General features: G+C 65.6%; 22 protein-coding genes. 5 read left to right on the forward strand and 17 right to left on the reverse strand.

Going from position 1 to position 24905, the window contains the following annotated elements; all coding sequences use genetic code 11:
* The first annotated feature begins 47 nt into the window (after positions 1–47).
* Positions 48–1475, forward strand: coding sequence for an aminotransferase class V-fold PLP-dependent enzyme (locus C6Y53_RS03805; protein WP_106471210.1), 1428 nt, complete (start codon positions 48–50; stop codon positions 1473–1475).
* Between the two features lie 52 nt (positions 1476–1527).
* On the opposite strand, the gene C6Y53_RS03810 is transcribed toward C6Y53_RS03805, so the two are convergent.
* A complete protein-coding gene (locus C6Y53_RS03810) occupies positions 1528–1959 on the reverse strand; it encodes a DUF1489 family protein (RefSeq protein ID WP_106471211.1) in 432 nt (143 codons plus the stop codon).
* Between the two features lie 130 nt (positions 1960–2089).
* Here C6Y53_RS03810 and C6Y53_RS03815 point away from each other — a divergent pair, with 130 nt between their 5' ends.
* The gene (locus C6Y53_RS03815; protein WP_106471212.1) at positions 2090–4573 is read left to right on the forward strand and encodes an adenosylcobalamin-dependent ribonucleoside-diphosphate reductase; all 2484 of its coding nucleotides are present in this window, start codon (positions 2090–2092) and stop codon (positions 4571–4573) included.
* 167 nt (positions 4574–4740) lie between these two features.
* Here the strand turns inward: C6Y53_RS03815 and C6Y53_RS03820 are convergent, their stop codons facing one another.
* The 10 genes from C6Y53_RS03820 to C6Y53_RS03865 are packed head-to-tail and all read right to left on the reverse strand — an operon-like array spanning position 4741 to position 13951.
* Positions 4741–5091 (reverse strand): RidA family protein, encoded by a 351-nt coding sequence (locus C6Y53_RS03820; RefSeq protein WP_106471213.1) that lies wholly within the window; start codon positions 5089–5091, stop codon positions 4741–4743.
* 16 nt (positions 5092–5107) lie between these two features.
* Positions 5108–6208, reverse strand: a complete 1101-nt coding sequence (locus C6Y53_RS03825) for an NAD(P)/FAD-dependent oxidoreductase (protein WP_106471214.1) — start codon at positions 6206–6208, stop codon at positions 5108–5110.
* Entirely contained in the window at positions 6205–7233 is a 1029-nt protein-coding gene (locus C6Y53_RS03830; RefSeq protein WP_106471215.1) for a histone deacetylase family protein, read from the reverse strand. Before C6Y53_RS03830 ends, C6Y53_RS03825 begins: the two co-directional genes overlap by 4 nt.
* Positions 7230–7709, reverse strand: a complete 480-nt coding sequence (locus C6Y53_RS03835; RefSeq protein ID WP_106471216.1) for a GNAT family N-acetyltransferase — start codon at positions 7707–7709, stop codon at positions 7230–7232. The genes C6Y53_RS03830 and C6Y53_RS03835 overlap by 4 nt, the downstream gene beginning before the upstream one ends.
* Positions 7706–8635, reverse strand: a complete 930-nt coding sequence (gene kce / locus C6Y53_RS03840) for a 3,5-dioxohexanoate:acetyl-CoA acetone transferase (protein ID WP_106471217.1) — start codon at positions 8633–8635, stop codon at positions 7706–7708. Before kce ends, C6Y53_RS03835 begins: the two co-directional genes overlap by 4 nt.
* A gap of 1 nt (position 8636) precedes the next feature.
* A complete protein-coding gene (locus C6Y53_RS03845; protein WP_106471218.1) occupies positions 8637–9974 on the reverse strand; it encodes an aminotransferase family protein in 1338 nt (445 codons plus the stop codon).
* Between the two features lies 1 nt (position 9975).
* Positions 9976–11052 (reverse strand): ABC transporter ATP-binding protein, encoded by a 1077-nt coding sequence (locus C6Y53_RS03850; protein ID WP_106471219.1) that lies wholly within the window; start codon positions 11050–11052, stop codon positions 9976–9978.
* 54 nt (positions 11053–11106) lie between these two features.
* Entirely contained in the window at positions 11107–12255 is a 1149-nt protein-coding gene (locus C6Y53_RS03855; protein WP_244614933.1) for an ABC transporter substrate-binding protein, read from the reverse strand.
* 38 nt (positions 12256–12293) lie between these two features.
* Entirely contained in the window at positions 12294–13085 is a 792-nt protein-coding gene (locus tag C6Y53_RS03860; protein ID WP_106471220.1) for an ABC transporter permease, read from the reverse strand.
* A complete protein-coding gene (locus tag C6Y53_RS03865) occupies positions 13085–13951 on the reverse strand; it encodes an ABC transporter permease (RefSeq protein ID WP_106471221.1) in 867 nt (288 codons plus the stop codon). The genes C6Y53_RS03860 and C6Y53_RS03865 overlap by 1 nt, the downstream gene beginning before the upstream one ends.
* A gap of 95 nt (positions 13952–14046) precedes the next feature.
* Between C6Y53_RS03865 and C6Y53_RS03870 the strand changes: the two genes are divergently transcribed.
* Positions 14047–15027 (forward strand): LysR family transcriptional regulator, encoded by a 981-nt coding sequence (locus C6Y53_RS03870; protein ID WP_106471222.1) that lies wholly within the window; start codon positions 14047–14049, stop codon positions 15025–15027.
* Between the two features lie 24 nt (positions 15028–15051).
* Here C6Y53_RS03870 and C6Y53_RS03875 read toward each other — a convergent pair whose 3' ends face one another.
* From C6Y53_RS03875 to C6Y53_RS03895, 5 genes are all read right to left on the reverse strand, one after another.
* Positions 15052–16059, reverse strand: a complete 1008-nt coding sequence (locus C6Y53_RS03875) for an ABC transporter ATP-binding protein (protein ID WP_106471223.1) — start codon at positions 16057–16059, stop codon at positions 15052–15054.
* A complete protein-coding gene (locus C6Y53_RS03880; protein ID WP_106471224.1) occupies positions 16056–17066 on the reverse strand; it encodes an ABC transporter ATP-binding protein in 1011 nt (336 codons plus the stop codon). The genes C6Y53_RS03875 and C6Y53_RS03880 overlap by 4 nt, the downstream gene beginning before the upstream one ends.
* Complete coding sequence (locus tag C6Y53_RS03885) at positions 17056–18030, reverse strand: ABC transporter permease (protein ID WP_106471225.1); 975 nt, start codon at positions 18028–18030, stop codon at positions 17056–17058. The genes C6Y53_RS03880 and C6Y53_RS03885 overlap by 11 nt, the downstream gene beginning before the upstream one ends.
* Complete coding sequence (locus C6Y53_RS03890) at positions 18030–19064, reverse strand: ABC transporter permease (protein ID WP_106471226.1); 1035 nt, start codon at positions 19062–19064, stop codon at positions 18030–18032. Before C6Y53_RS03890 ends, C6Y53_RS03885 begins: the two co-directional genes overlap by 1 nt.
* A gap of 68 nt (positions 19065–19132) precedes the next feature.
* Positions 19133–20794: an ABC transporter substrate-binding protein gene (locus tag C6Y53_RS03895; RefSeq protein WP_244614934.1), complete on the reverse strand. Its 1662-nt coding sequence runs from the start codon at positions 20792–20794 to the stop codon at positions 19133–19135.
* A gap of 309 nt (positions 20795–21103) precedes the next feature.
* Here C6Y53_RS03895 and C6Y53_RS03900 point away from each other — a divergent pair, with 309 nt between their 5' ends.
* Positions 21104–21868 carry a LuxR family transcriptional regulator gene (locus C6Y53_RS03900; RefSeq protein ID WP_106473951.1) on the forward strand — a complete coding sequence of 255 codons (765 nt, stop codon included), beginning with the start codon at positions 21104–21106 and terminating at the stop codon, positions 21866–21868.
* Between the two features lie 107 nt (positions 21869–21975).
* Positions 21976–22875 carry a proline iminopeptidase-family hydrolase gene (locus tag C6Y53_RS03905; protein ID WP_106471228.1) on the forward strand — a complete coding sequence of 300 codons (900 nt, stop codon included), beginning with the start codon at positions 21976–21978 and terminating at the stop codon, positions 22873–22875.
* A gap of 54 nt (positions 22876–22929) precedes the next feature.
* On the opposite strand, the gene C6Y53_RS03910 is transcribed toward C6Y53_RS03905, so the two are convergent.
* The gene (locus C6Y53_RS03910) at positions 22930–24858 is read right to left on the reverse strand and encodes an FAD-dependent monooxygenase (protein WP_106471229.1); all 1929 of its coding nucleotides are present in this window, start codon (positions 24856–24858) and stop codon (positions 22930–22932) included.
* Between the last annotated feature and the right edge of the window lie 47 nt (positions 24859–24905).

A 24905-nucleotide genomic window follows, 5' to 3' on the forward strand; every position in this document is an offset into this window, starting at 1 on the left:
AGAAGAGGCATAATCGACATACCAGTTTATCCGTGACGAGCCCCCCAATGACCTACGATCCCTTTTCTGCCTTTCGTGACATGCTTTGCCAGCAGGCCCGCGCCGACAGGTTGCGCGACGGGCTGATCGGCGAAGGCGTGATGATCCCCGGCCTGAACGGCGACATCCCGCTGGTCTATGCCGATTATGTCGCATCGGGCCGGGCGATGCGTCAGGTTGAGGATTTCGTGGCCGAACAGGTGCTGCCCTATTACGCCAACAGCCATACCGAGGCCTCCTATTGCGGTGCGCAGATGACCCGGCTGCGGCGCGCGGCGCGGGCCGAGATTGCCCGCGCGACCGGTGCGGGCGCACAGGACGCGGTGATCTTTGCCGGATCGGGCGCAACCGCGGGGCTGAACCGGCTGGTCAGCCTCTTTGGCGTGAACGAGGCCACCGACCCGGTCGTGTTCATCGGCCCCTACGAACATCATTCGAACATCCTGCCCTGGCGCGAAAGCCGGGCCCGGATCGTCGAGATCGGCGAAGCGCCCGAAGGCGGCCCCGACCTCGACATGCTGGCCCGCGAACTGCGCGCCAATGCCGGCTCGGACCTGTTGATCGGCGCCTTTTCCGCCGCCTCGAACGTCACCGGCATCGTCACCGACACCGACGCCGTGACCCGGCTGCTGAAGGCCCATGGCGCGCTCGCGGTCTGGGACTATGCCGGCGGCGGCCCCTACCTGCCGATCGATATCGGCCATGGCACCGATGCGCCCAAGGATGCGATCGTGGTGTCGCCGCACAAGTTTCCCGGCGGGCCCGGAGCCTCGGGCATCCTGATCGTCAACCGGTGCGCCGTCCGCCGCAGCTGCCCGTCCTGGCCGGGCGGCGGCACCGTGTCCTTCGTGTCGCCCTGGCGGCATGATTATGTGGACGATCTGTCCGCGCGGGAAGAGGCCGGCACCCCGAATGTCGTCGGCGACATCCGCGCCGCGCTCGCCTTTCTGGTCAAGGAGGCCGTGGGGGCGGAGACCATCGCGCGGCGCGAGGCGCGGTTCAACGCGATGGCGCTGGAGGGCTGGCGCGACAATCCGCACCTGACGCTGCTGGGGGCGGACCATCCGCACCGGTTGCCGATCTTTTCCTTTCTCGTGCGCGACGGTGACGGCAACCCGGTGCACCAGCAGCTGTTCACCCGCATGCTCAGCGATGTCTACGGCATCCAGGCGCGTGGCGGCTGTGCCTGTGCCGGACCCTACGCGCACCGCCTGCTGGGGATCGACCGCACGGAATCCGAGGCGCTGCATGCCGACCTGGCCGCCGGTCAGGAAATGCGCAAGCCCGGCTGGGTGCGGCTGAACTTCAGCTATCTGATGGACGAGAACACGGTGCGGTTCATCATCGACAGCGTGAACGACCTGAGCCGGTCCAGCGGCCTCTATGTGCCGCGCTACGCCGTGGACCCGGCCACCGCGCGTTTTCGGGCGGCCTGACCGGGGTCACCGCCCGTTTCCGAGAGATCGCGCGGATCGCCGGACCCGGCGCTCAGAGCACGCCGATTTCCGCCAGCGCGCGGTTCATGTCCTCGGGCAGGTCGTCGTCAGTGCCACGGTCGCGCGGCAGGTCGGGCGGGCTGTCCGCCGGGTCGAGATACCGCCAGCCCTGGAACGGGCGGCGCTGGGCGGTCTGCGTGCGATGCAGGTCCGGGTCGAGCACGATGGCGCAGCGGCGCACGCCGTCCTCGCCGGTCGCCTCGTCCAGCCGCAGGATGCGCTGGCGGCACTGGATCAGCCCCTTGATCACCCAGTAGATCGACCCGCCGTTCAGGATTTCGGCGCCGCGCCGGGGCCACATGCGGGTGACATGGCGCGGCAGGCCGTCCAGCATCTGCGCCCGCCGGGTCTGCTGCCACGCCTCCAGCGACTCGACGCTTTCCGAGCCGACGGACAGTTTGACGAGATTGACCTGCGCATTCATTGGGAATCGCCCCTTTCACCGCCTATATTGTAGGCAGGCGGCCGCATGAAGCAAACTGTTGTGGAAAGACCGGTTCAACCGCGCTATCCTGCCGCTCCGCTGTCAGCCCAAGCCTCAAGAGAATCACGCCATGAGCCGTTTCGCCGCCCCCATTGCCGAGCAGATCTGGGACATGAAGTACCGGTTCAAGCACAGCGACGGCACGCCGATCGACCAGAGCGTCGAGGATACCTGGCGGCGCATCGCCCGCGATCTCGCCCGGATCGAGGACGATCCCGAGCATTGGGAAAACGCGTTTTATGCGGCGCTCGAGGATTTCCGGTTCCTGCCCGCCGGGCGGATCACCGCCGGGGCGGGCACCGCGCGGTCGGTGACGCTGTTCAACTGCTTCGTGATGGGCACCGTCCCCGACAGCATGGGCGGCATTTTCGACATGCTGAAGGAAGCCGCGCTGACGATGCAGCAGGGCGGCGGCATCGGTTATGATTTCTCGACCATCCGGCCGCGCGGGGCGGATGTGCACGGGGTCGCGGCCGATGCGTCGGGCCCGCTGTCGTTCATGGATGTCTGGGACGCCATGTGCCGCACCATCATGTCGGCCGGTTCGCGGCGCGGCGCGATGATGGCCACCATGCGCTGCGACCACCCCGATATCGGCGACTTCATCGACGCCAAATCCGACCCGGCGCGGCTGCGCATGTTCAACATGTCGGTGCTGGTGAGCGATGCCTTCATGGACGCGGTCAAGGCCGACGCCGCGTGGGAGCTGCATTTCGACGGCAAGATCTATCACACGGTGCAGGCGCGCGACCTGTGGAACCGGATCATGCAGGCGACCTATGACTATGCCGAACCGGGCGTGATCTTCATCGACCGGATCAACGCCGCCAACAACCTGGCCTATTGCGAAACCATCGCCGCCACCAATCCCTGCGGCGAACAGCCCCTGCCCCCCTATGGCGCCTGCCTGCTGGGCTCGGTCAACCTGGCGCGGCTGGTGGCCGACCCGTTCGGCCCCGGCGCGCGGCTGGACGAGGACGCGCTGTCCGGACTGGTCGCGACGGCGGTGCGGATGATGGACAACGTGGTCGACATATCGCGGTTTCCGCTGCCCGAACAGGCGGCCGAGGCACAGGCCAAGCGCCGCATCGGGCTGGGCGTCACCGGACTGGCCGACGCGCTGCTGATGGCCGGGCTGCGCTATGGCTCGGAGGAAGCGGCGCGTCAGACCGAACGCTGGTTGCGCGCAATCGCCCGCGCCGCCTATCTGGCGTCGGTGCAATTGGCGAAGGAAAAGGGGGCGTTTCCGCTGTTCGATGCCGGGAAATACCTGGCCAGCGGCACCATGCAGGCGATGGATGACGATGTGCGCGCCGCCGTGGCTGAACACGGCATCCGCAACGCGCTGCTGACCTCGATCGCGCCCACCGGGACGATCAGCCTCTATGCGGGCAATGTCAGTTCCGGGATCGAGCCGGTCTTTGCCTATTCCTACACCCGCAAGGTGCTGCAGAAGGATGGCAGCAGAACCGAGGAAGAGGTGATCGACTACGCGGTGCAGATGTGGCGCGACCGGTTCGGTGACGCGGCCCTGCCCGACCATTTCGTCAACGCCCAGACCCTGACCCCGTCCGAGCATGTGCGGATGCAGGCGGCGGCGCAGAAATGGGTGGATTCGAGCATTTCCAAGACCATCAACTGCCCCGAAGATATCTCTTTCGAGGATTTCAAGGATGTCTACATGCAGGCCTGGGACACGGGCTGCAAGGGCTGCACCACCTACCGGCCGAACGAGGTGACGGGGAGCGTGTTGAGTGTGGCGGAGGACAGCGCAAAAACTGCCGGCGAACGTTTGAGAAAAGCTCGAAAGGCCAAGGGCCTGACGCTTGCAGAGTTGGGTGATCTTGCTGGCTTTAGCGGCCCATACATCAGCGAAATCGAACGCGATGTTAAGGAAATCAGCTTGCGGGTAGCGGAAGCAGCCGCTGGCCATTTGGGGGTTGCCGCGGAATGGATTGTCTTTGGAACTGAAGCACCTGAGATCTTTAATAGTTCAGAGGGCGAACCCCAAACCCCACATGGCGATGTCATCTACATGTCCGAACCGCTGGACCGGCCGCAGGCGCTCGAAGGCCATACCTACAAGCTGAAATGGCCCGACAGCGAACATGCCATCTACATCACCATCAACGACATCATCGTCGGCGGGCGGCGGCGGCCGTTCGAGGTGTTTATCAACTCCAAGAACATGGAGCATTTCGCCTGGACCGTGGCGCTCACCCGGATGATCTCGGCGGTGTTCCGGCGCGGCGGCGACGTGTCCTTCGTGGTCGAGGAACTCAAGGCGGTGTTCGACCCGCGCGGCGGCGCCTGGATGGGCGGCAAATACGTCCCGTCGATCCTCGCGGCCATCGGCGGCGTGATCGAGCGGCACCTGATCTCGATCGGGTTCATCGAAGGTGAGGGCATGGGCCTGAAATCCGACCCCCAGGCACAGGTGGTCAACATGACCGGCGGACGCGGCAAACCCTGCCCCGCCTGCGGCCAGTATGAAATGCGCATGATCGAAGGCTGCATGACCTGCGCCAGCTGCGGCCACTCGAAATGCGGCTGAAGGATACGGGCGCGCCGGGGAACATGGTCATGTTCCGAGCCCGGATCACCCGGTCGCGATACAACCGTTGGCCTGCGGCCCGGTCGATCATGCCGCCGATCATGCGGCGGTGCCCGGGGTAACACCCGTGGGCCTGCCGCATTCTCTTCGATCCGGGCCGGGCGGGACTAGGATCTGGCCGCCACGACGATGAACTCGACCTTGTAGTCCGGCGTCGCCAGGCGTGCTTCGCCGCAGGCGCGCGCGGGGGCCTGTCCTGCCGGCACCCAGGCATCCCAGACCGCGTTCATCTCGGCGAAATCCGCCATGTCGGCCAGCCAGATGGTGCATTGCAGGATCCGCGACCTGTCCGAGCCGGCCTCGGCCAGCAGCGTGTCTATCTTTTCCAGGCATTCCTCGGTCTGGCGCGTCACGCTGGCGCCGGCGGTGCCCACCTGCCCGGCCAGATAGATCGTATCGCCATGGGTCACGATCTGGCTCATGCGCGCGCCTGTATGGCTTCGGGTAATGTCGGTCATTGCTGCTCTCTTTCGGTCAGGGGTGGAAACGGTCGGGCGACAGAGCCTCGAGCACGCTGTCGGGAAGGCCCGGCGTGGCACCGGTCACGAGCTCCATCGTCAGGCGGGATAGCACCGGCGCAGTCTGGACGCCATATCCGCCCTGCCCGGCCAGCCAGAAGAACCCCTCGCAGCCGGGATCGAAGCCGACGGCGGGGCTGCGATCCGGGGTGAAACTGCGCAGCCCGGCCCAGCTGTGTTCGACACGGGTGACGGGCATGGTCACCGCCTGTTCAAACCGGTGCAGCCCCTCGGCCAGGACCATGTCATCCGCCCAGGCATCCTGTGGCTCGACCGGGTCCTCGTCCGCCGGGCTGACCATCAGCTTGCCGGCCTCGGGCTTGGCATACCAGCTTTCCGACGCCGAGGAGAACAGCGGCCAGTTTCTCACGTCATGGAGCGCGGGCGCGGGCAGTATCGCCGCCGTACGGCGCAGCGGGCGCAGCGGAACCGGCCGGGCGCCGGCCAGTTTCGCCACCTCGGTGGCCCAGGCACCGGCGGCATTGACGATCACCGGTGCGCGATAGTCCCGCCCTCCCGCCGTGACCTGCCACAGCCCCGCCTCGCGTCGGATCGCCGATACCCGCGCGCCGGTTTCGATCTGCCCGCCACGATGTTTCAGCAGCCGGGCATATCCCGCGAGCATCCGGTCCACGTCGATATCCTGCGCGTCCCATTCGATCGTGGCGGCGGCGATGATCTCGGGCCGCAGGATGGGCACCAGGTCGACAGCCTGCGCGGCCGTCAGCCATTCCAGCCCCTCGGCACCGGCGCCATAGGTTTCAAGATCGCCCAGTTCCGCCTCGGTCGCCACCAGCAATTCGCCGCGCGGGGTCAGCAGGCTGCGATCGGATACCCCTTCCGGGGTTTCGAGAAATCCCGCCGAGGCGGCATTGAGCGCGCGCAGCGTCGCGTTGCCGTAATTGCGGATGAAGATCGCCGCCGAACGGCCGGTGGCGTGATATCCCAGCCGGGGTTCCGCCTCCAGCACGCAGACCGACATCCCCGCCGCCAGTTCCGCGCCCGCGCCGATCCCGGCGATACCGCCGCCGATGACGATGACATCCGAAGGGCTCATGCGCCCTCCTGGAACCCGGTCAGGGTCCGCGTCAGGTTCGCACCCAGCGTGTCCGACAGGTATCCGCCCTCCTGGACAAAGAGCACCGGCAGCCCGGTGGCGGCCAGCGCCGCGCCGATGCGGGCAAAGCCGTCCTGCGTCACCGCCAGCCCCTGGAACGGATCGTCGACCGAGGCATCGAGCCCGAGCGCGACCACCAGCGCATCCGTCCCGAAGCTGCGCACCCGCGCCAGCGCCGTGGCCAGCGTGGCGAGGTAGTCGGCATCGCCTGTGCCGCGCGGCAGCGGCAGGTTCAGGTTGCAGCCGAGGCCACGGCCCGCCCCGCGTTCCTGCGCATGGCCCCAGAAGAACGGATAGAACCGCGCGGGGTCGGCGTGAACCGATACCGTCAGCACGTCATCGCGGTCATAGAACATGCCCTGCGTGCCGTTGCCGTGATGCACGTCCACATCGAGAATGGCCGGGCGAAACCCTTTGCCGCGCAGCCGTTCGGCGGCGATGCCGGAATTGTTGAGAAAACAGAACCCCCCGGCGAGATCGGCAAAGGCATGATGCCCCGGCGGCCGCGACAGCGCATAGACGGCGCGGCTGTTCCCTTCCGCGATCAGGTCGGCCCCCGTGATCGCGCTCTGGGCCGACCAATAGGCGGCGTCCCAGGTGCCCTCGGCGATGGGACAGGCGGTATCGGCCTGATGATACCCCGCCTGGCCGACCGCCGATTTCGGGTAGCCGTCGCCACGGTTGGCCGGGTGGATGTTGGGGATCACCTCGTCGCCCGCGCCCTCGATGCGGCGCCAGCGCGGGTAGATGTTTTCCAGGAACGCCAGGTATTCCGGGGTGTGAACCGCGGCAATCGGACCCGGGCCGGCATCCGCCGGCGGCTGGAACACGCAGCCCGCCGCCTCGGCGGCGGCGCGCAGCACCTCGATCCGGCGCGGCTGTTCCGGGTTGGGCAGTATCGCCCCGTTGGCCATGAAGTGTTTGGGGTCGTGGCGCCATTGGCGATCGTCGAAAACGGCTTTCATGTCTCTCCTTTCAAGGCCGCGCATCCGGCCTCGTCCAAGAACAGGTCGGTGTGGCCGGTGGACGGAACAAAACCCAGCCGGTCATAGAAGCGGCGGGCCGCGGGGGAACGGTCATAGACCTGCAACCGCAGGAAACACGCGCCCCAGACATGGGCGGCATCGGCAAAGGCCGCCGCCAGCAGCCGCTGCCCGAGCCCGTCCGACCGGTGCCCCGGCGCAACCCAGAGATCCGAGACATAGAGCCCCGGCCCGCCCATGACCGTCGACAGGCCGGGCGAATAGAGCGCCAGCCCTGCCAAGTCTGTCCCGGCCTCGGCGATCTGCGCGCGAAAGGCAGGCGCCCGCCCCCACCCGGCCCGTTCGAGGCCGGCCGGGGTGGCGCGATAGGGATCGCCGAGATCACCTGCCAGTGCCGCCAGTGCGGCGTCCAGCCGTTCCGCGTCGGACCGCACCGCCTGCCGGATGCTGGCCGTCATCGGATCGCCGTCCCCGCCGCGCCCTTGAGCCCGAGCATGCGGCGGGCGTCTTCCGGCGTCGCCACCTCGCGACCCAGCGCTTCGACGATGCCGCGGATCCGTGTCACCTGTTCGGCATTGTTCCGGGCCAGCCGGCCACGGGCGATCATCAGGCTGTCCTCCAGTCCGACGCGCACATGCCCGCCCATGGCCGCCGCCATCGACGCGAACGGCATCTGGTGCCGACCGGCGGCGAGGACCGAGAACAGGTAATCCTGCCCGAACAGCTTGTCGGCGATGCGTTTCATATGGGCAAGGTTCTCGGGGTCGGGCCCGATCCCGCCGAGAACGCCAAAGACGAACTGGATGAAGAACGGCGGCTCGACCAGCCCCCGGTCGGCGAAATGCCGCAGCATGTAGAGATGCCCCACGTCATAGCATTCGAACTCGAACCGCGCGCCACGTTCTGCCCCCATCATCCGCAGGATCGCGGCAATGTCGCGCGGCGTGTTCTTGAACACCAGATCGTCCGAGTTGTCGAGAAAGGGTTTTTCCCAGTCATGTCGCCAATCGCTGATCCGCGCCGCCGCCGGGTAGAGCGCGAAATTCATCGACCCCATGTTGAGGCTGCACATCTCGGGTTCGGCCCGTTTCGGGGCCGCCAGCCGTTCCTCCAGCGTCATCACCGCGCTGCCGCCGGTGGTGATGTTCAGCACGGCATCGGTCGCCCCCGCGATCCGCGGCAGGAAGGCCATGAAATGGGCGGCATCGGCCGAGGGTTGCCCGGTGTCGGGGTTGCGCGCGTGCAGATGCAGGATCGCCGCCCCGGCCCCGGCCGCCCCGATCGCCTGATCCGCGATGTCATCGGCCGTCACCGGCAGATGGGGTGACATCGACGGCGTGTGGATCGAGCCGGTGATCGCGCAGGTGATCAGTATCTTCGACATGTCACCCGGCCTTCAGCACCGGCGCGATCTCGGCCGCGAATTCGGTCAGCGACCCGTCCAGGCCGTCGATGATCTCGTCGATATGGCTCTCGTTCAGGATCAGCGGCGGGCAGACCAGCACATGGTCGCCGTCGATCCCGTCCCGCGTCCGCCGGGAATAGACGATCAGCCCGCGATCATAGGCGATGTCGACGAACCGCTGATAGGCGTTCAGCGCCCGGGGCAAGGGCGCCCCGGTCACCCGGTCCGCCATGAACTCGAAGGCGGTGAGCAGGCCCTTGCCGCGCACGTCGCCGATGATCTCGTGCCGCTGCATCAGCCCGTGCAGCCGCGCCAGCAGCCTGTCGCCCATCACTGCGGCGTTGCCGCACAGGTCCTGCCGGTCGATCTCTTCCAGCACCGCCAGCCCCGCGGCGCAGGCCAGCGGGTTCCCGGCATAGGTGAACCCATGTGCAAACCCGCCCGCATCGAGCACCGGGCCGACCAGCCGGTCATCGGCAATCATCGCGCCCAGCGGCGCATAGCCCGACCCGATCCCCTTGGACATCACCACGATGTCGGGCCGCACCCCCCAGTGATCGCCGCCCAGAAAGGCACCGGTCCGCCCGGCCCCGGTCATCACCTCGTCCATGATCATCAGCACGCCGTAATCGTCGCAGATCGCGCGCACCCGCTCGAGATAGCCTTCGGGCGGCACCAGCGCCCCGGTCGACGCGCCCCCGACCGGTTCGACGATGAACCCCAGCACGCTGTCGGCGCCCTCGGCCTCGATCCGCGCCGCCAGCATGTCGGCATAATGCCGCCCCGTTTCGGGGTCGGCCGGGTCCAGCCCGTCCAGATAGGCCCGCGGCGCGGGGATCTTGGGCATCACCCGCATCAGCGGCTCGAACGGCTCGGTCAGCGGCGCGTAACCGGTGGTGGCCAGCGCGCCCAGCGTGCAGCCATGATAGGACGGCGCGCGCGAAATGATCTTCCAGCGGCTGCCTTCGCCGATGGCGAGCGCATGTTGCCGCGCCAGCTTGATGGCGGTTTCCACCGCCTCGGACCCGCCCGAGACGAAAAAAACGCGGTTCAGCCCGCCGGGCATCTTTCCGGCCAGCCGCGCCGCCAGCCGTTCCGATGCCTCGGTTTCGAAATGCAGCCGGTAGCCAAAAGTCGACTTCTCCATCTGCCGCTGCATTGCCGCCAGCACGTTTTCGTTGGAATGGCCGATGTTGCAGACCATGGCACCGGACGAGCCGTCGAGATACCGCCGCCCGTTCTTGTCCCACATATAGACGCCGCGCGCTTGGTCCAGCACCCGTTTGCGCCCGCGCCCCTGATAGAACAGGTTGCTCATCTCAGCCCCCCGGCAGGCCGGCGCAATCCACCGGACGGAACGCGGCCGTTACCGTGCTGCCCTCGGCAAAGGGATGGCCGTCGATCATGTTGATCGCCTGAAACTGCCTGTCGCCCGCGCGAATGAAATAGCGCACGGTCTGCCCCTGGTAGTCGACGGTTTCGACGACGGCCTCGGCGGTGATCCGGCCGCCGGTTTCGGCCCCCTGCGGCAGCAGTTGCAGTTTCTCGGCCCGCAGCACCAGCTTGGCCGGGCCGCGGGCGATCCCGGGGGCCTTGTCGGCGGGCACGGACACCGTGCCGAACACCGGCACCTCGAGCTGCGCCGCGTCGGGTCCTGCCTCGGTGCAGCGGCCTTCGACGATGTTGGACGCGCCGAGGAAATTGGCCACGAATTCGCTGGCCGGGCTGTTATAGACCTGCTCCGGCGTGCCGACCTGTTCGACCCGCCCCGCGCTCATCACCACGATCTGGTCGGACATGGCCAGCGCCTCGGACTGGTCATGGGTCACGAAGACCGTGGTCACGCCGATCTGGTCCTGGATGCGCTTGAGTTCGACGCGCATGTCTTCGCGCAGGTTGGCGTCGAGCGCCGACAGCGGTTCGTCCAGCAGCAGCACATCCGGCTCGATCACGATGGCGCGAGCCAGCGCGATACGCTGCTGCTGACCGCCCGACAGTTCCCTGGGAAAACGTGATCCGACATCGGGCAGCTGCACCAGGTCCAGCGCCGCCTGCACCCGGCCGGCAACCTCGGATTTCGGCACATCGCGGTATTTCAGGCCAAAGGCGACGTTATCGGCCACGCTCTTGTGCGGGAACAGCGCGTAGTTCTGGAACACGATACCGAGATTGCGCCTGTGGATCGGCACGTCGTTCATCCGCTTGCCGCCGATGCGTATCTCGCCTTCGGTCGGGTCCAGCAGCCCCGCGATCATCCGCAGATTGGTGGTCTTGCCGCATCCCGAAGGGCCAAGAAGCGTCAGGAACGTGCCCTCGGGTATCTCCAGGCTGGTCGGATGCACGGCGGTGAACGTGCCGAACCGCTTGACGACATTGTCCAGGATGACGGTGCTCAATGGGGTATCCTCCGGCTGAGCGGCCCCCTCCCGCGACGGGAGGGGGCGTTGGCATCAATAGCCCTTCTGCACGCGGCCATAGGTCTTCGACCATTCGGCCTCGTGCCCGTTCCAATAGGCCGGATCGGCAAAGGTCAGCCCGTCGAGCGTGCCGGTCGGGTCGAAGGCCGGCAGGGTCGGGATCTTGGCGCCCAGGTCGACCTTCTGCGGATCGAGCGCGGGCGGATAGTTCTGCCCCTCGGCCACGGCGATCGCGGTTTCCGGCGCCAGCATGAAGTTCAGCAGCTCCTCGCAGGCCTCCATCGGCGACCCCTTGATGACGAACATGCATTCCTGCCAGCCGAACCCGTTGGGCGGATCCATGTAACCGATGTCATGGCCCTGTTCCTGCAAGGCGTAGATGCGGCCCGACCAGCCCTCGGTGACGTGGATTTCCTCTTCCGCCAGCAGGCTCATCAGTTCGGCGCCCGAGGTCCAGTATTTCAGCGCCAGGTCGCGATGCTGGCGCACCGCGTCCCAGCAGGCCTCTTCGTCGGTGACGCCGTTGGGGTCCTGCCCGGTCTGCAGCGATGCATACCACATCCGCGTGCGCCAGTCGGACCAGCCGCCGATCTTGCCCTTGTGGGCCTCGTCGATGAGGATCTTGGCGCCCTTTTCCTTCATCTCGTCATCCGAGATATGCTTGCGGTTATAGGCCAGCCCGGTGGTGCCGTAGTCATAGGGCACGCAACTCAGCTTGCCGTCGGTCACCTTGCGGAACACGTCGATCAGCTTCGGGATGATATATTGCAGGTTGGGTATGTTGTCTTCGTTCAGCTCGTCGGTCAGCCCCAGCCCGTGATAACGGGCATAGTCGAACACACCCGACAGATGGGCGATGTTGTATTCGCCGGGCTGGCTGGCCTTGACCCGCGACAGGTATTCGTCGCCGCCGCCAAAGGTGCCATCCACGACCTCGATCCCGGTGGCCGCGGTGAAAGGGTCGAAGGCATTGGCGCGCAACGCTTCCGATACCACGCCGCCCCAGCCGTCGAACCGCACCTGTTTCACGTCCTGGGCCATCGCCCGGAACGGCGTCACGAGACCGTAGGCCGCGCCCGCCGCGCCAACCAGCCCGAGAAAGCTGCGGCGATCCAGATCGCCGTTCATGTAGCGGTCGCGCAACCTCTCGTAGCGCGTGGTGTTGTCGATCTTGCGTGTCATTTCCTGGTCTCCTTGTTGAGTGGTGTATGCCGGCGGTTCTAGCTGCCGCTCTTGCGGGCGAGTTGCCGTGCGATCGCCGCCCCAAGCAGAGGCAGGCCCACGGTCATGACGATCATCACGGTGCCAAGCGCATTGATCTCGGGGCTGATCGAATTGCGCAGCATCGCGAAAATCTGGGTGGGAACGGTTTCGACCCCGCCGGGTTTCCAGAACAGCGTGCCGGTGATGTCATCGAAGCTGATGGTAAAGGCGAACAGCGCCCCGGCCAGCACCGCCGGCAGCATCAGCGGCAGGGTGATCTGGAAAAAGGTCTGGACCGGGCTCGCGCCGAGGCTCATCGCCGCCTCCTCGACATCGCGCCGGATCGCGATCAGCCGTGCCTGGACCACCAGGATCACGAAGGGCAGGGTAAAGATCACATGGCCGAACAGCAGCAGCGCAAAGCTTTTGTGCAGCCCGAGGAAGTTGAGGAACAGCAACAGCGCCACCGCCAGCACCACCTCTGGCACCAGGATCGGCGCGATCAGCAGGGTCGAGATCGCGTTGGCCCCCGGCACCCGGTAGCGCACCAGCGCAAGGCTCGCCAATACACCGAGCGTCGTCGAGATCAGCGCGGTCAGCAGCCCCAGCACGATCGAGGTGCGAAACGCCCGCATGATGGCATCGTTTTGCGCCAGTTCCACGAACCAGCGGAACGAAAAGCCGGTCATCGGGAAGCTGCCGAACTGGCTGGCGTTGAAGCTGAGCAACACCACCACCGCCACCGGCAGGAACATGAACCCATAGACCAGCACGGTCCAGAGGCGGATCAGCGGCCAGCCCCAGCCCATCAGCCCAGCCCCTTCATCAGTTGCGCCATGCCGAGATAGCGGTTGTAGATCATCACCAGCACGCCGAGAACGAACAGCAGCATCAGGCTCAGCGCCGATCCGAGCGGCCAGTTCAGCTGGGTGATGATCGCCTCGAACACCAGGTTGGCGAACATCGCGTCGGTTGGCCCGCCCAGCACGAGCGGGGTGATATAGGTCCCCGCGCCCAGCACGAAACACAAGAGCCCGCCCGCGGCCAGGCCGGGCAGCGACAGCGGCAGCGTCACCTGCAGAAACGCCTGCCACCTGGTGGCGCCAAGCGAATTGGCCGCATCCTCGAGATTGGTGTCGATGCCGTCGAGGCTGACAAAGACGTTGAGCACCATGAACGGCAGCAGGAAATGAACCAGCCCGAGGATCACCGTGGTTTCGTTGTAGAGCATGTTCAGCGGCTCGCCGATCACGCCGATCGACATCAGAAACGTGTTGAACGCGCCGGAAACGCCGAGAATGTTGATCCAGCTCATCGTGCGGATGATGTAGCTGATCCAGAACGGCAGCATCAGCAACAGCAGCAGGATCACCTTGTTGCCGCTTGATCTGGCGATGAAATAGGCGGCAGGATACCCCATCAGCGCACAGACCACCGTCGTGATCGCGGCGATCCGCAGCGTGCTGAACAGGATGTCGCGATAGAACCGGTCGGTCAGCGCCTCGTGCCAGTTGTCGAGATAGAACCCGATCTGGTCCGCCCCGGTCGCCGTGCGCAGCCAGAAGCTGTAGACCACGATGAAGAGCAGCGGCACGAAAAGCAGCAGTATCACCGCACCCAGCGCCGGGGACAGCAGGATCCAGGGCTGGCGTGCCTCTCTGGCCTCGACGGACATGTGTTTCCTCGCGTTGACGGGACTTGCGCGCACAATGCGAAGCGGTCCATCATAGATCAAATAGATAATGAGAATTACGACTATAGATGACAGCTATGGACGGACGTGACCCCGATTTCGACCCGATCTACGAACCCGAACGCATCGCGCGCGAGCTCGACTGGAACCTCCTGCGCACCTTCGTGGTGCTCGCCGACAGCCGGTCGATCACCGAAGCGGCAGAGCGGTTGCGGCTGAAACAGCCCTCGGTCTCGGCGGCCCTGCAACGGCTGGAGGACCGGGTCGGCCGCAAGCTGGTCAACCGGTCGCCGGGGCATTTCGCCCTGACCGATGCCGGGCGCCTGCTGTATCGCGAGGCGGTCGAGATCAACGGGTCGGTGCTGCGGCTGTCGACCCTGATGCGCGAACTGACCGACGAGGTTCAGGGGCTGGTCAAGATCGAACTGGCCAGCCATGTGGTCTGCCCGCTGTTCGACCGGGCTCTGGCCGATTTTCACCGTGCACATCCGCGCGCGCGCCTGTCGCTCGAGGTGCGTTCCAGCGCCGATGCGATTGCCGAGGTCATGGCCAAGCGGGCATCATTCGCCGTCTGCCTGGTGCGCGACCACAATCCCAAGCTCGAATACCGCCGCCTCTACCGCGAATATTTCGGTCTGTTCTGCGGCCCCGAGCATCCGCTGTTCGGGCGCGACGACCTGACGCTCGCGGATCTTGCCGGGCACGGCTCGGTCAGTTTCGAAACCGACCGCCTTCAGGACGTGCTCAGGCCGGTGACCCTGATGCGCGCTCAGGCGGAGCTGGGACAGCGGATCACCGGCCTGTCCACCCATCTCGAAGAGGTCAGGCGCATGATCATCGCCGGGCTCGGCATCGGCCCGCTGCCGGTGCATGTGGCCGCCCGCGAACTGCGTGACGGCCTGCTCTGGCAGCTCCCGCCCTATGACGACCTGCCCGCCATCGATGTCCATGTCGTCTGGAACAGCAAGGCGGTCAAGAACCGGGCCGAGGACCTGCTGCTGACGGCGCTGCTAGAGGCAATCGAGACAACGCCGATGGAGGACCGCACCTATCGCTGACCGGCGCCGGACCAGGCGCGGTCCTTACGGGTCGGCTGTCACCTCGTCCCGCAAGGGGAAGTGGCAGGCCACGCCCCGGCCATCGGCACCGGTGGTCAATGCTGGCCGCTCCGCGGCGCATTTCGGCTGCGCGAAGGCGCATCTGGTGCGATAGGGGCAGCCCGACGGCAGGGCGAACGGGCTTGGCAGGTCGCCCGCGATACCGGTGCGGGCACGCCGGGGCGGATACAGGCTGGGCCGGGGCATGGCGTCGCGCAGGACACGGGTATAGGGATGGCGCGGCCGCGAAAATACATCGTCGGCATCGCCGATTTCGACAATCGCGCCGAGGTACATGACGGCCACGCGATTGGAAATCTGGCGGACGACGGCCAGATCGTGGGCGACGAAGATATAGGTCAGCCCAAGCTCTTCACGCAGGTCGGCAAGCAGGTTGATGATCTGGGCCTGGATCGAGACATCGAGTGCCGAAACCGGTTCATCCGCCACCAGCAGCCGTGGATTGAGCGCGAGCGCCCGCGCGATGCCGATACGCTGTTTCTGGCCGCCCGAGAATTCATGCGGAAAGCGCAACGCATGTTCGGGACGCAGGCCGACCCGGCGCAGCAATTCGCTCACCCTATCGTCGATGTCCGATCCCGAGCCGATACCGTGAATCCGGTAGGGTTCGGCCAGAAGATCGCCCACCCGCCGCCGCGCGTTGAGCGATGCGGCAGGATCCTGAAACACCATCTGCATCTCGCGCCGGAGCGGGCGAATGCGCCGCGGGCTCAGATGGGTAATGTCGCGACCGTCGAATTCCAGCTGCCCCGAAGTGATGTCCTGCAACCGCATCAGACATCGTCCAAGCGAGGATTTGCCACAGCCGGATTCACCCACGATGCCGAGCGTCTCGCCCGGCATGACCTCGAGCGAAACCTCGTTGACCGCATGGACCTGCTGCCGACGCGATGGCAGCAGCGAGCGGCCGATCCGGTAGACCTTGGACAGTTTCGTCGCCTTCAGCAGCGGGGTGGCGGCAATATCTGTCATCCTCGTTCAACCTCCCGGGCGGGCATCAGGGTGGCGCGGGTTTCCTCCGGCAGGACACAGGCGCTGCGGTGACCGGCGCGACCTGATAGCCCCGGTTCGATCAGGCAGGCTTCATGCGCATGGGGACAACGCGGTCGAAAGGCGCAGCCCTCGGGCAGCGCCGACAGCTTCGGCGGCGCCCCGGGAATGGCCTGCAACCGGGCCGGGCGCGGCCCGTCAAAGGGCGGGATCGATCCGAAGAGCCCCCAGGCATACGGATGCGCCGGCCGGCGAAACACGGCCGCCTTCGGCCCCTCCTCGACGATCCGGCCGGCATACATCACGTTCACCCGGTCCGATGTCTCAGCCACCACGCCGAGATCGTGGGTCACGAGGATAACCGACGATCCGAAATCCTCTCTCAGACGGCCGATCAGATCGAGGATCTGCGCCTGTATGGTCACATCGAGCGCCGTCGTGGGCTCATCGGCCAGCAGCAGCGCCGGGTTGCAGGCCACCGCCATGGCGATCACCGCCCGCTGCCGCATCCCGCCCGAGAGCTGGTGCGGGTACCGGTCGGCCACGGCGCGCGGGACCGGAATGCCGACCGCGTCGATCAGTTCCACCGCACGGTCATGCGCGGCACGGCGCGACAGCGGCTCATGGGCGCGCAGCGTCTCGACGATCTGCGCGCCGACGGTGTGAACCGGCGTCAACGAAGTCATCGGGTCCTGAAAGATCATTCCGATCTTCTTGCCACGGATGCGGTCCAGCGCGCGCCGGGACAGGCCCATGAGCTCCTGCCCCTGGAACCGTATCGACCCGCTCAGGACCGCGTTGGGACTGTCGACCAGGCCCATGATCGCCAGCAGCGTCTGGCTCTTGCCCGAGCCGCTCTCGCCGACCAGCCCAAGAATCTCCTTGCGGCCAACGGAGAAGGAGACCCCGCGCACAGCTTCGACCAGCCCCTCTTCGGAACGGAATTGCACGGTCAGGTCCGTGACCTCGAGCAGCGGTTCAGAAGGCATCGCGCACCCTCGGGTCCAGGAACATATGCACCACGTCGACGATGAAATTTGCCATCACCACGAAGAAGGAGGCGTAGATCACGGTCGCCATGATCATCGGCAGATCGAGCGTCTGCATCGCGTCATAGGTGAGCTTGCCCACCCCCTGCAGGCCAAAGACGACTTCGGTCAGCAGCGCCCCGCCGCCCACGAGCGCGCCGAAATCCAGCCCGAACATGGTCACGAACGCCACCAGCGAAGTGCGCAGCCCGTGCCGCAGCAGCACGTTGCGTTCGCCGATACCCTTGGCGCGGGCGGTGCGGATGAAATCCTCCTGCATCGTCTCGATCAGGCTGGCGCGCAGAACCCGGCCATACAGACCGACATAAAGCGTGGCGAGCACGGTCCACGGGATCACCAGCGCCTTGAACCAGCCCAAGGGGTCTTCGGCCAAAGGGACATATCCGAGCGCCGGCACCCAGGAAAACGCCCATGTGTCGTGAAACCGGCTCTGGCTGACCAGGTTGGCAACCTCGGCCAGCCAGAAGACAGGCATCGAGACACCGGCGAGCGAAATCATCATCAGACCCCGGTCGACCCAGCTGCCCCTGGTCGCCCCGGCGAGCAGCCCGACCAGCAGCCCGCCGGCCAGCCACAGGACTGCGGCGCCGAGAACGAGCGACAGGGTGATCGGGATGGCGCGGGTGACGGTGGGAATGACCTGCTGGCCGCGGTTGACGAACGATGTCAAGTCACGGGTGACGAAGAGCTTCTTCATCATCAGCCCGTATTGCACCGGCAGCGGACGGTCGAGGCCGAAATCGTGACGCACCTGCTGCAGTGTTTCCTGGCTGGCGTTGCGTCCGGCGATCCGTGCCGAGGGATCGGAACCGGGGGTGGCGAAGAAGATCAGGAAGACGACGATGGAGATGCCGAACATGACCAGCGCCATCTGGCCGATCCGGGCGGCGAGAGCATAGGCCATCAGCCGATCCTCACGGTCGATTTCGGGTCGAGCGCGTCACGCACCCCGTCGCCGAAGATGTTGAGCGCCAGCACCGTCACCGCGATGGCGATACCCGGGGCCAGCGCGACCACGGGACGGGAATAGAGCAATCCCTGACCGTCCTGAATGATCGTGCCCCAGCTCGCATCCGGCGGCTGAACGCCGATCGAGAGGAAGGACAGCGCCGATTCGATGATCATCGACAGCGCCAGGATCAACGGCAGGAAAACGACGATCCGGGGCACCACATTGGGCAGGATGTCCTTGATGAGGATGCGCCAGGGCGAGGCCCCCAGCCCGACCGCGGCGGTGACGAACTCGGCGCCCATGAGGGTCTGGACATGACCGCGAATGGGTCGGGCGACATAGGGGACGTAGACGATGCCGATGATGAAGATCGGCAGCGCCAGCGAGCCCGATGTGACCCGCAACGGCCCTATGGACAGCGTCTGGTTGAGCAGCACGATGGAAAGGGAAATGGCCAGCAGGAAGATCGGAAACGCCCAGAGCACATCGAGGATGCGCGACAGGATCGTGTCGGGTACGCCTCCGAAGAACCCCGCCGTCGTGCCCACGATCGTCGCCAGCACGAGGCACAGCGTAGTCGAGGCGGCCGCAATGAAGAGCGAGTTCCGTCCGCCATAGAGCATCCGCGCCGCGACATCGCGCCCCTGGTTGTCAGCCCCCAGCATGAACGGACCAAAGCGCCATGTCGGCCCGATGGGCGTGAGGCCCAGGCCCAGGCCGGTGGTCGACGGCTCCAGGACCGGACGTTCCTCGCCATCGATGACGACGGTTCCGTTGAGATTGGTCACGAAGGGATCGGTCACGGCGACATGGCGGGCATAGAACGGGGCCAGCAGACAGACCGCGACGATCAGAACCAGCACCACCAGCGCCGTCATCGCCGCCCGGTCGCACCGCAGTTTGCGCAGCGCCGTGGCCCAGGGACCTTCCGTCGCATTCGCCTGTCCCGTCCGGGCCTCGGGCCTGCCGGTTTCGGTGGAGTTCATCTATCTCTGCCTCAAGGGGAACGGCGGCACCCTGCCGGGAACCGCCGTTCAACGGATCTGCGTGGCGCCTATTCGACCCAGGACTGGTTGATAATCCAGTAGAACTGGGGTGAGAACATGAAATTCTTCACCCGGGACGAAACAAAATCCACCCGTTTCGGCGTGAACAGCACCGCGGCAGGCGCCGCGTCGGTCACGTCACGGTCCACTTCGGTCCACAGCGCCGCCGAGGCCTCGGGATCGGACAGGGTCAACGATACCGCCTCGGCCATCTTCGCATCGATCGCCTCGTCGCAGAACCCGGAGATGTTCACCGATGCATCGGAGCCCGGCGTGAAAGAGGCGCAACCAAACAGCACTTGCAGGAAGTTCGAGGGCGACGGGTAGTCCTGGAACCACTGGGATATCGAGATCTGCACGTTGTTGTTGGTGTTCTGGATGTAGGTGAACTGGATATTCTGCGAGATCGCCTGGACCTTCGCCTTGTAGCCCAGCTCGGTCAGCACGTCCTGCAGATAGACCCCGATCGCACGCGAGACGGTGTTGTCCTCGGCGATGATCGTGACTTCCTGGCCGGCGGTGCCGGATTCCTCGACCAGTGCCCGCGCCTTCGCCATGTCAGGAGCGGACCAGCTGCCACCTTCCCCCACGGTATAGGGGCAGTATGGTTCGTAGGAAGGGAAGCCGGGCGGCAGGATCTGGCAAGCCGGTTGCGCAAGGCTCGAACCGCCAAAGAGCTTGACGATGGCCGAACGGTCGATGGCGTAGTTCACGGCCTGGCGCACCCTCACATCGTCAAACGGAGCGAGATTGGTGTTCATCGGCGCATACCACATGGCCGTCAGCGGGTGCACGAATGCCTGGTCGGCATATTTGGTGCCGATCTCGGCCAGACGGTCCGGCGGCGGCGGATCGAACATCCAGTCGGCCTGGCCGTTCTGGATCGCGGTGACCGCGGCCTCTTCGGTCAGGCCGAAATCATAGTCGATCTCGTCGGGGAAACCGGCGGGCTGGGCCTCGGCGCTCCATTCCTCGAAATGGGGGTTGCGCACCATCTTGAGCCGCTCGTTCGGATTGTAGCTCTCGATCATGTATGGGCCGCTGCCGGGAACCGGATCGGTGCCCATGTCCTTGATCGGCGTCTCGGCAGGCAGGATCGCTGCATGGGGAATGGCGATCTTCTGCAGAAACTCGCCATCGGGTGCGGTCAGGTTGATGGTGACGGTCCCGGCCGCCTCATCGATTACGACACCCCCGTCCAGCGTGCAGTCGGCAGGTGCAGCGATACACGCATCAGCACCGACGATCCCGTTGTAGAACGTACCGGCGGTGGGTCCGGACACCTTGAATATCCGCTGGAACGACGCGAGCACGTCGGCGGCCGTCAGATCCGACCCGTCCGAGAACTTGATCCCGTCGCGAAGCTTGAAGGTATAGGTCCTGCCGTCGTTTTCCGGCTCCGGCAGCGCCTCGGCCAGATCCGCGACCACGTCAAACCCGGTTTCGTCGCCGGCTTTTCTGAAAGTCACCAGACCGTCATAGAGCATGTAGTTGATCTGGAAATACTGCAGCGTGTAGTTGATATGCGGGTCGATCGTGCCCGCGGCCGCCTTGGCCAGAAGGCGCAGCGTGCCACCGGGCGACCCCTGAGCCGCGGCGGGGGTGGCAGCCGTGACAGCGGCCAGCGCAATGCCGGACATCAGGGCGGCAAGTGAGGATCTGTACGTCATTACCATTCCCTTGTTGATTTGCGCGATTGCGCGCGATTGGCTTTGTCATTGCGGGACGGAAACATCCCGCCGACAGACGATTCCGGCAAGGACAGCAAGCGCCCCCGGAAATCGCGTGACATATGGAAGCGTAGCGGTGGGACTTTCGGCCTGTATAGCTATTGATTGTTATAGGTCTGAGCGGATTCGGGATCGAAACACGGCACTGGCGCCGGTTTTCCGGTCGGCAGACACGCAGGGACGCACCGGGAACGCCCCATTCCGACGGCCAGAATTGACATGCACCGCAGGTGTGCAATCATCATCTTCATGTTGCAGACTCTGGCTGAAAAGAAAGGCGCGTTCTATCCGGGCCTCGACCTCGACGACGCGATGGATCTCGCGCGCGAGATCCTGCAGCCCGCCGGGTTCGATATCGTCACCTACGATTTCTCGCCCGTTCCGCTGACCCATGACGGCCAATTCATCCTGCCCACGGTTCTCAGCATGCGCGGCACGCCGGGCGACATGGAACATCTGTGGTGCGCGAACGGCTATTACAGCCGCGATCCGGTGATGGATGCCGCGCGGCAGGTGACCCGGCCCTTCGCGTGGTCGCATCACGGCCGGCAGAGCCTGGTCATGCGCAACATCCTGGGAGACAGGCACCGGCCCGTCGTGGAATATCTCCTGGACAGCGGGATGCGCAGCGGCATCACCGTCCCGGTCCGGGGGCCGGGCGGCGCGTTGGCGACATTCAGCGCGATTCGGATCGGCAATGCCGACGACGCGGACCTGGAGGAGCATCTCTCGACCGTCGGCCACCTAGGATATGTCCTGCATGACGCGGTGCGCGCCGGTTTCTCGGGCGATGATCTTCGCACCTCTCACGTCCGGTTCACGCCGCGGGAACGGCAATGCATGATGCTCTGCGCCCAAGGACTGACGACCAAGCAGATCGCACATGAAATCGATCGCTCTATCCCGACGGTCACGCTGCACCTGACCTCTGCCGCGAACAAGCTGGGCGCGCGGAACCGGGCCCATGCGCTGGCGCTCGCCGCGCATTATCGCCTGCTTGAACCCGACGCCTGAGCCGTGGCCCGGGCTGGTACCCTATAAGATTCCCTAGCTGTCACCGACCGGCGCGCCGCTGCTAGCCTCTTGCTGACAAGCCATGAGACAGGGACCGGGAGATCAACATGTGCGCCTATGACGTCACGACAGGGGTTTCACCGTATCAGGGATACGAAACCTGGTACCGCATCTGCGGTTCGCTCGACTCCGACAAGCTGCCGCTGGTCGTGGCGCATGGCGGACCCGGATGCACCCATGACTATGTGGACAGTTTCAAGGACTTGGCGGAAACCGGCCGCCCGGTGATCCATTACGACCAGATCGGCAATGGAAAATCGACCCACCTGCCCGACAAGGGGGCCGATTTCTGGACGGTCGACTTCTTCCTCGGCGAGCTTGACGCGTTGCTCGACCATCTGGGCATCCGCAACCGCTATGCCTATCTCGGCCAGAGCTGGGGCGGGATGCTGGGTGCGGAACACGGGGTGCGCCGTCCGGCCGGGCTCAAGGCCCTGGTGATCGCCAATTCACCCGCCTCGATGGAACTGTGGCTGGCCGGAGCCGCCAAGCTCCGGGCGGAGCTGCCGCCCGAGGTGCAGGCTGCGCTCGACACGCACGAGGCCAACGGCACGACCGATCACCCGGACTACAAGGCCGCCGAGAAGGTCTTCAACGAAAGGCATGTCTGCCGTGTGGTTCCGATGCCGCCCGAGGTGCAGCGCACCTTTGACGCCATGGAAGAGGACCCCACAGTGTATCACACCATGAACGGGCCGAACGAATTCCACGTTGTCGGGACGATGAAAACATGGTCCGTTATCAACCGCCTGCCGAACATCGCCGCCCCCACGCTCGCGTTCCGCGGCTTCCATGACGAAGCGACGGAAGAATGTGTGCAGCCGTTCCTCGACCTGATCCCCGACGTGGTCGGCCATGTCTTTCCCGATTCCAGCCATATGCCGCATGTCGAGGAGAAGGAAAGCTGCCTGGCCGTCACCGAGGCCTTCCTCGCCAAGTTCGATTGAACCACCGCCAACAGGCGACGGCGTGACCGGTGTCGCAAGGACATGACGCGCCGGTCAGCGCCCGGCGTCCGCCGCGCACAGCAGGACGCCGTCGAAGAATTCGGACAGTTCCCGCCAGGCATCGAGCGGCAGGACGTTGGCGACATACTGGTCGGGGCGGACGACGATCATGCAGCCCCGGTCGCGGTCGATTCCACGCATGTCGTAGATGTCGCCGGCGCCCTTGTGATCGACGCAGAAGACCTTTTCGTGATCCATGAGCCCCAGCTTGCCGGTGCAGGGTTTCAGCAGCGACGGGATGTGTTCATAGTCCAGCCGGTCAAAGGTCTGCTGAAATATCGCGCGGACATCGATCACGGCGTCGATATCCTCGGCCCTGCCGGTGTGTTTGACCACGGGCGATTCCGGGTCGCGTTCCAGCCAGTCGGCGAGCCGGTGGATTGCCGAACCCGCATGTGAACCGTCGCCCGCCCCGGCAAAGGCATAGATGCGCCAGCGCCCGTCCGCCCCGGCCGCGTGACCCAGCTGCATCTGCCGGGCATCCGACAGGCGCACGACCGGGGCCGAATGGAACCGGCGGCCGATTTCCTCGCCGGTGGCCAGCGCCTGATGGGTCGGGGCCGCGACCAGCGCGGATCTGTCGTATTTGACCGCCAGCCCGCCGGTAAACTCCAGGTTCTCCTTGAACGCGCGAACGAAACGCGGCTCTGCGCCACCGTCGAGCTCGGATGTTCCCGGCGGGGCCGACATGATCCGGGCCCATGCGTGATCGGTGTCGATCAGCCGCCGGGCCTCGGCCCGGCGTTCGCCGGAATAGCTGCGCAACAGGGTCGCATCGGCACGCCCCATCAGCACATGCGCCAGTTTCCAGCCCAGGTTGAACGTGTCCTGCATCGAAACGTTCATGCCCTGGCCGGCCTTGGGGCTGTGGGTGTGGCAGGCATCGCCCGCGGTGAAGATGCGGGGATTGCGGTCTTCACCCGCCGGCACGTCATCGAACCGGTCGGTCAGGCGGTGCCCGATCTCGTAGATCGACCACCAGACGACCTCTTTGACGTCGATGGCATAGGGCCGCATGATCCGGTTCGCCGCCGCGATCAGGTCATCCCGGGTGAAGTTTCGCTCGGCCACACGCTCGTCTTCGCCGAGCGTGTCGAGCTCCACATACATCCGGAACAGATAGCCGCCTTCGCGCGGCAGGATCAGGATGTTGCCGTCGCGGGCCGACGCGATCAGGCATTTCTGGCGGACATCCGGAAAATCGGTATTGGCCAGGATGTCCATCACCCCCCAGGCCTTGTGCGCCGCGTCACCATGCAGTTCGCCGCCGATCGCCTTGCGCACGGTCGAGCGCGCGCCGTCGCAACCGACCACATACCTGGCGCGGATGGTGGCGAGATCGCCCCGGTTCACACCGGTGTCTTCCAGCGTCACGGTCACCGGGTGATCATCGGCCCCGGTGTCGATCGAAAGGTCTTTCAGCGCCAGTCCGTAATCGGGCGCAAGCCGGGATGGCGAGTTTCGCATCACCTCGAGGAAAAGCTCGTGCATCCGGGCCTGGTTGATCAGGACATGGGGCATTTCCGAGCTGTCATCGGCGACATCCTGCACCCGGCCGATACGCCTGATCGCATCCGGGTTGTCGGGATCGGGCATCCAGAAACTGGTCTGGTTGACCCAATAGGTTTCGCGCTTGACCTTTTCGGCAAATCCGAAGGCCTGGAACATCTCCATCGTGCGGACGCTGATGCCATCGGCCTTGCCCTTCACGATGTTGGACGGGCTCGCCTCGACGATCATGGTGTCGATCTGCGGAAACTGCGCAAGCTGGGCGGCCAGGCACAGCCCTGCCGGGCCGGATCCGACGATCAGCACGTCCACCTTTTCCGGCAGCGGCGCGTTCGGCGACCGGTCACGCCGGTTCGGCGCGGCATCCCTGATGTCGGGATTTCCGCCGCGAAATCCATCCTTGTAGAATTGCATCACTTTCTCCCGGGCCTGGCAGAGCGGCTGGCGCGGATCGCCTGCGC

Source organism: Pukyongiella litopenaei, assembly GCF_003008555.2.
Lineage (GTDB): Bacteria > Pseudomonadota > Alphaproteobacteria > Rhodobacterales > Rhodobacteraceae > Pukyongiella > Pukyongiella litopenaei.

Coding starts and splice junctions, on each gene's coding strand:
- C6Y53_RS03805 (WP_106471210.1), top strand. CDS start 48: ATGACCTACGATCCCTTTTCTGCCTTTCGTGACATGCTTTGCCAGCAG.
- C6Y53_RS03810 (WP_106471211.1), bottom strand. CDS start 1,959: ATGAATGCGCAGGTCAATCTCGTCAAACTGTCCGTCGGCTCGGAAAGC.
- C6Y53_RS03815 (WP_106471212.1), top strand. CDS start 2,090: ATGAGCCGTTTCGCCGCCCCCATTGCCGAGCAGATCTGGGACATGAAG.
- C6Y53_RS03820 (WP_106471213.1), bottom strand. CDS start 5,091: ATGACCGACATTACCCGAAGCCATACAGGCGCGCGCATGAGCCAGATC.
- C6Y53_RS03825 (WP_106471214.1), bottom strand. CDS start 6,208: ATGAGCCCTTCGGATGTCATCGTCATCGGCGGCGGTATCGCCGGGATC.
- C6Y53_RS03830 (WP_106471215.1), bottom strand. CDS start 7,233: ATGAAAGCCGTTTTCGACGATCGCCAATGGCGCCACGACCCCAAACAC.
- C6Y53_RS03835 (WP_106471216.1), bottom strand. CDS start 7,709: ATGACGGCCAGCATCCGGCAGGCGGTGCGGTCCGACGCGGAACGGCTG.
- kce (WP_106471217.1), bottom strand. CDS start 8,635: ATGTCGAAGATACTGATCACCTGCGCGATCACCGGCTCGATCCACACG.
- C6Y53_RS03845 (WP_106471218.1), bottom strand. CDS start 9,974: ATGAGCAACCTGTTCTATCAGGGGCGCGGGCGCAAACGGGTGCTGGAC.
- C6Y53_RS03855 (WP_244614933.1), bottom strand. CDS start 12,255: ATGACACGCAAGATCGACAACACCACGCGCTACGAGAGGTTGCGCGAC.
- C6Y53_RS03860 (WP_106471220.1), bottom strand. CDS start 13,085: ATGGGCTGGGGCTGGCCGCTGATCCGCCTCTGGACCGTGCTGGTCTAT.
- C6Y53_RS03865 (WP_106471221.1), bottom strand. CDS start 13,951: ATGTCCGTCGAGGCCAGAGAGGCACGCCAGCCCTGGATCCTGCTGTCC.
- C6Y53_RS03870 (WP_106471222.1), top strand. CDS start 14,047: ATGGACGGACGTGACCCCGATTTCGACCCGATCTACGAACCCGAACGC.
- C6Y53_RS03875 (WP_106471223.1), bottom strand. CDS start 16,059: ATGACAGATATTGCCGCCACCCCGCTGCTGAAGGCGACGAAACTGTCC.
- C6Y53_RS03880 (WP_106471224.1), bottom strand. CDS start 17,066: ATGCCTTCTGAACCGCTGCTCGAGGTCACGGACCTGACCGTGCAATTC.
- C6Y53_RS03885 (WP_106471225.1), bottom strand. CDS start 18,030: ATGGCCTATGCTCTCGCCGCCCGGATCGGCCAGATGGCGCTGGTCATG.
- C6Y53_RS03890 (WP_106471226.1), bottom strand. CDS start 19,064: ATGAACTCCACCGAAACCGGCAGGCCCGAGGCCCGGACGGGACAGGCG.
- C6Y53_RS03895 (WP_244614934.1), bottom strand. CDS start 20,794: ATGACGTACAGATCCTCACTTGCCGCCCTGATGTCCGGCATTGCGCTG.
- C6Y53_RS03900 (WP_106473951.1), top strand. CDS start 21,104: ATGTTGCAGACTCTGGCTGAAAAGAAAGGCGCGTTCTATCCGGGCCTC.
- C6Y53_RS03905 (WP_106471228.1), top strand. CDS start 21,976: ATGTGCGCCTATGACGTCACGACAGGGGTTTCACCGTATCAGGGATAC.
- C6Y53_RS03910 (WP_106471229.1), bottom strand. CDS start 24,858: ATGCAATTCTACAAGGATGGATTTCGCGGCGGAAATCCCGACATCAGG.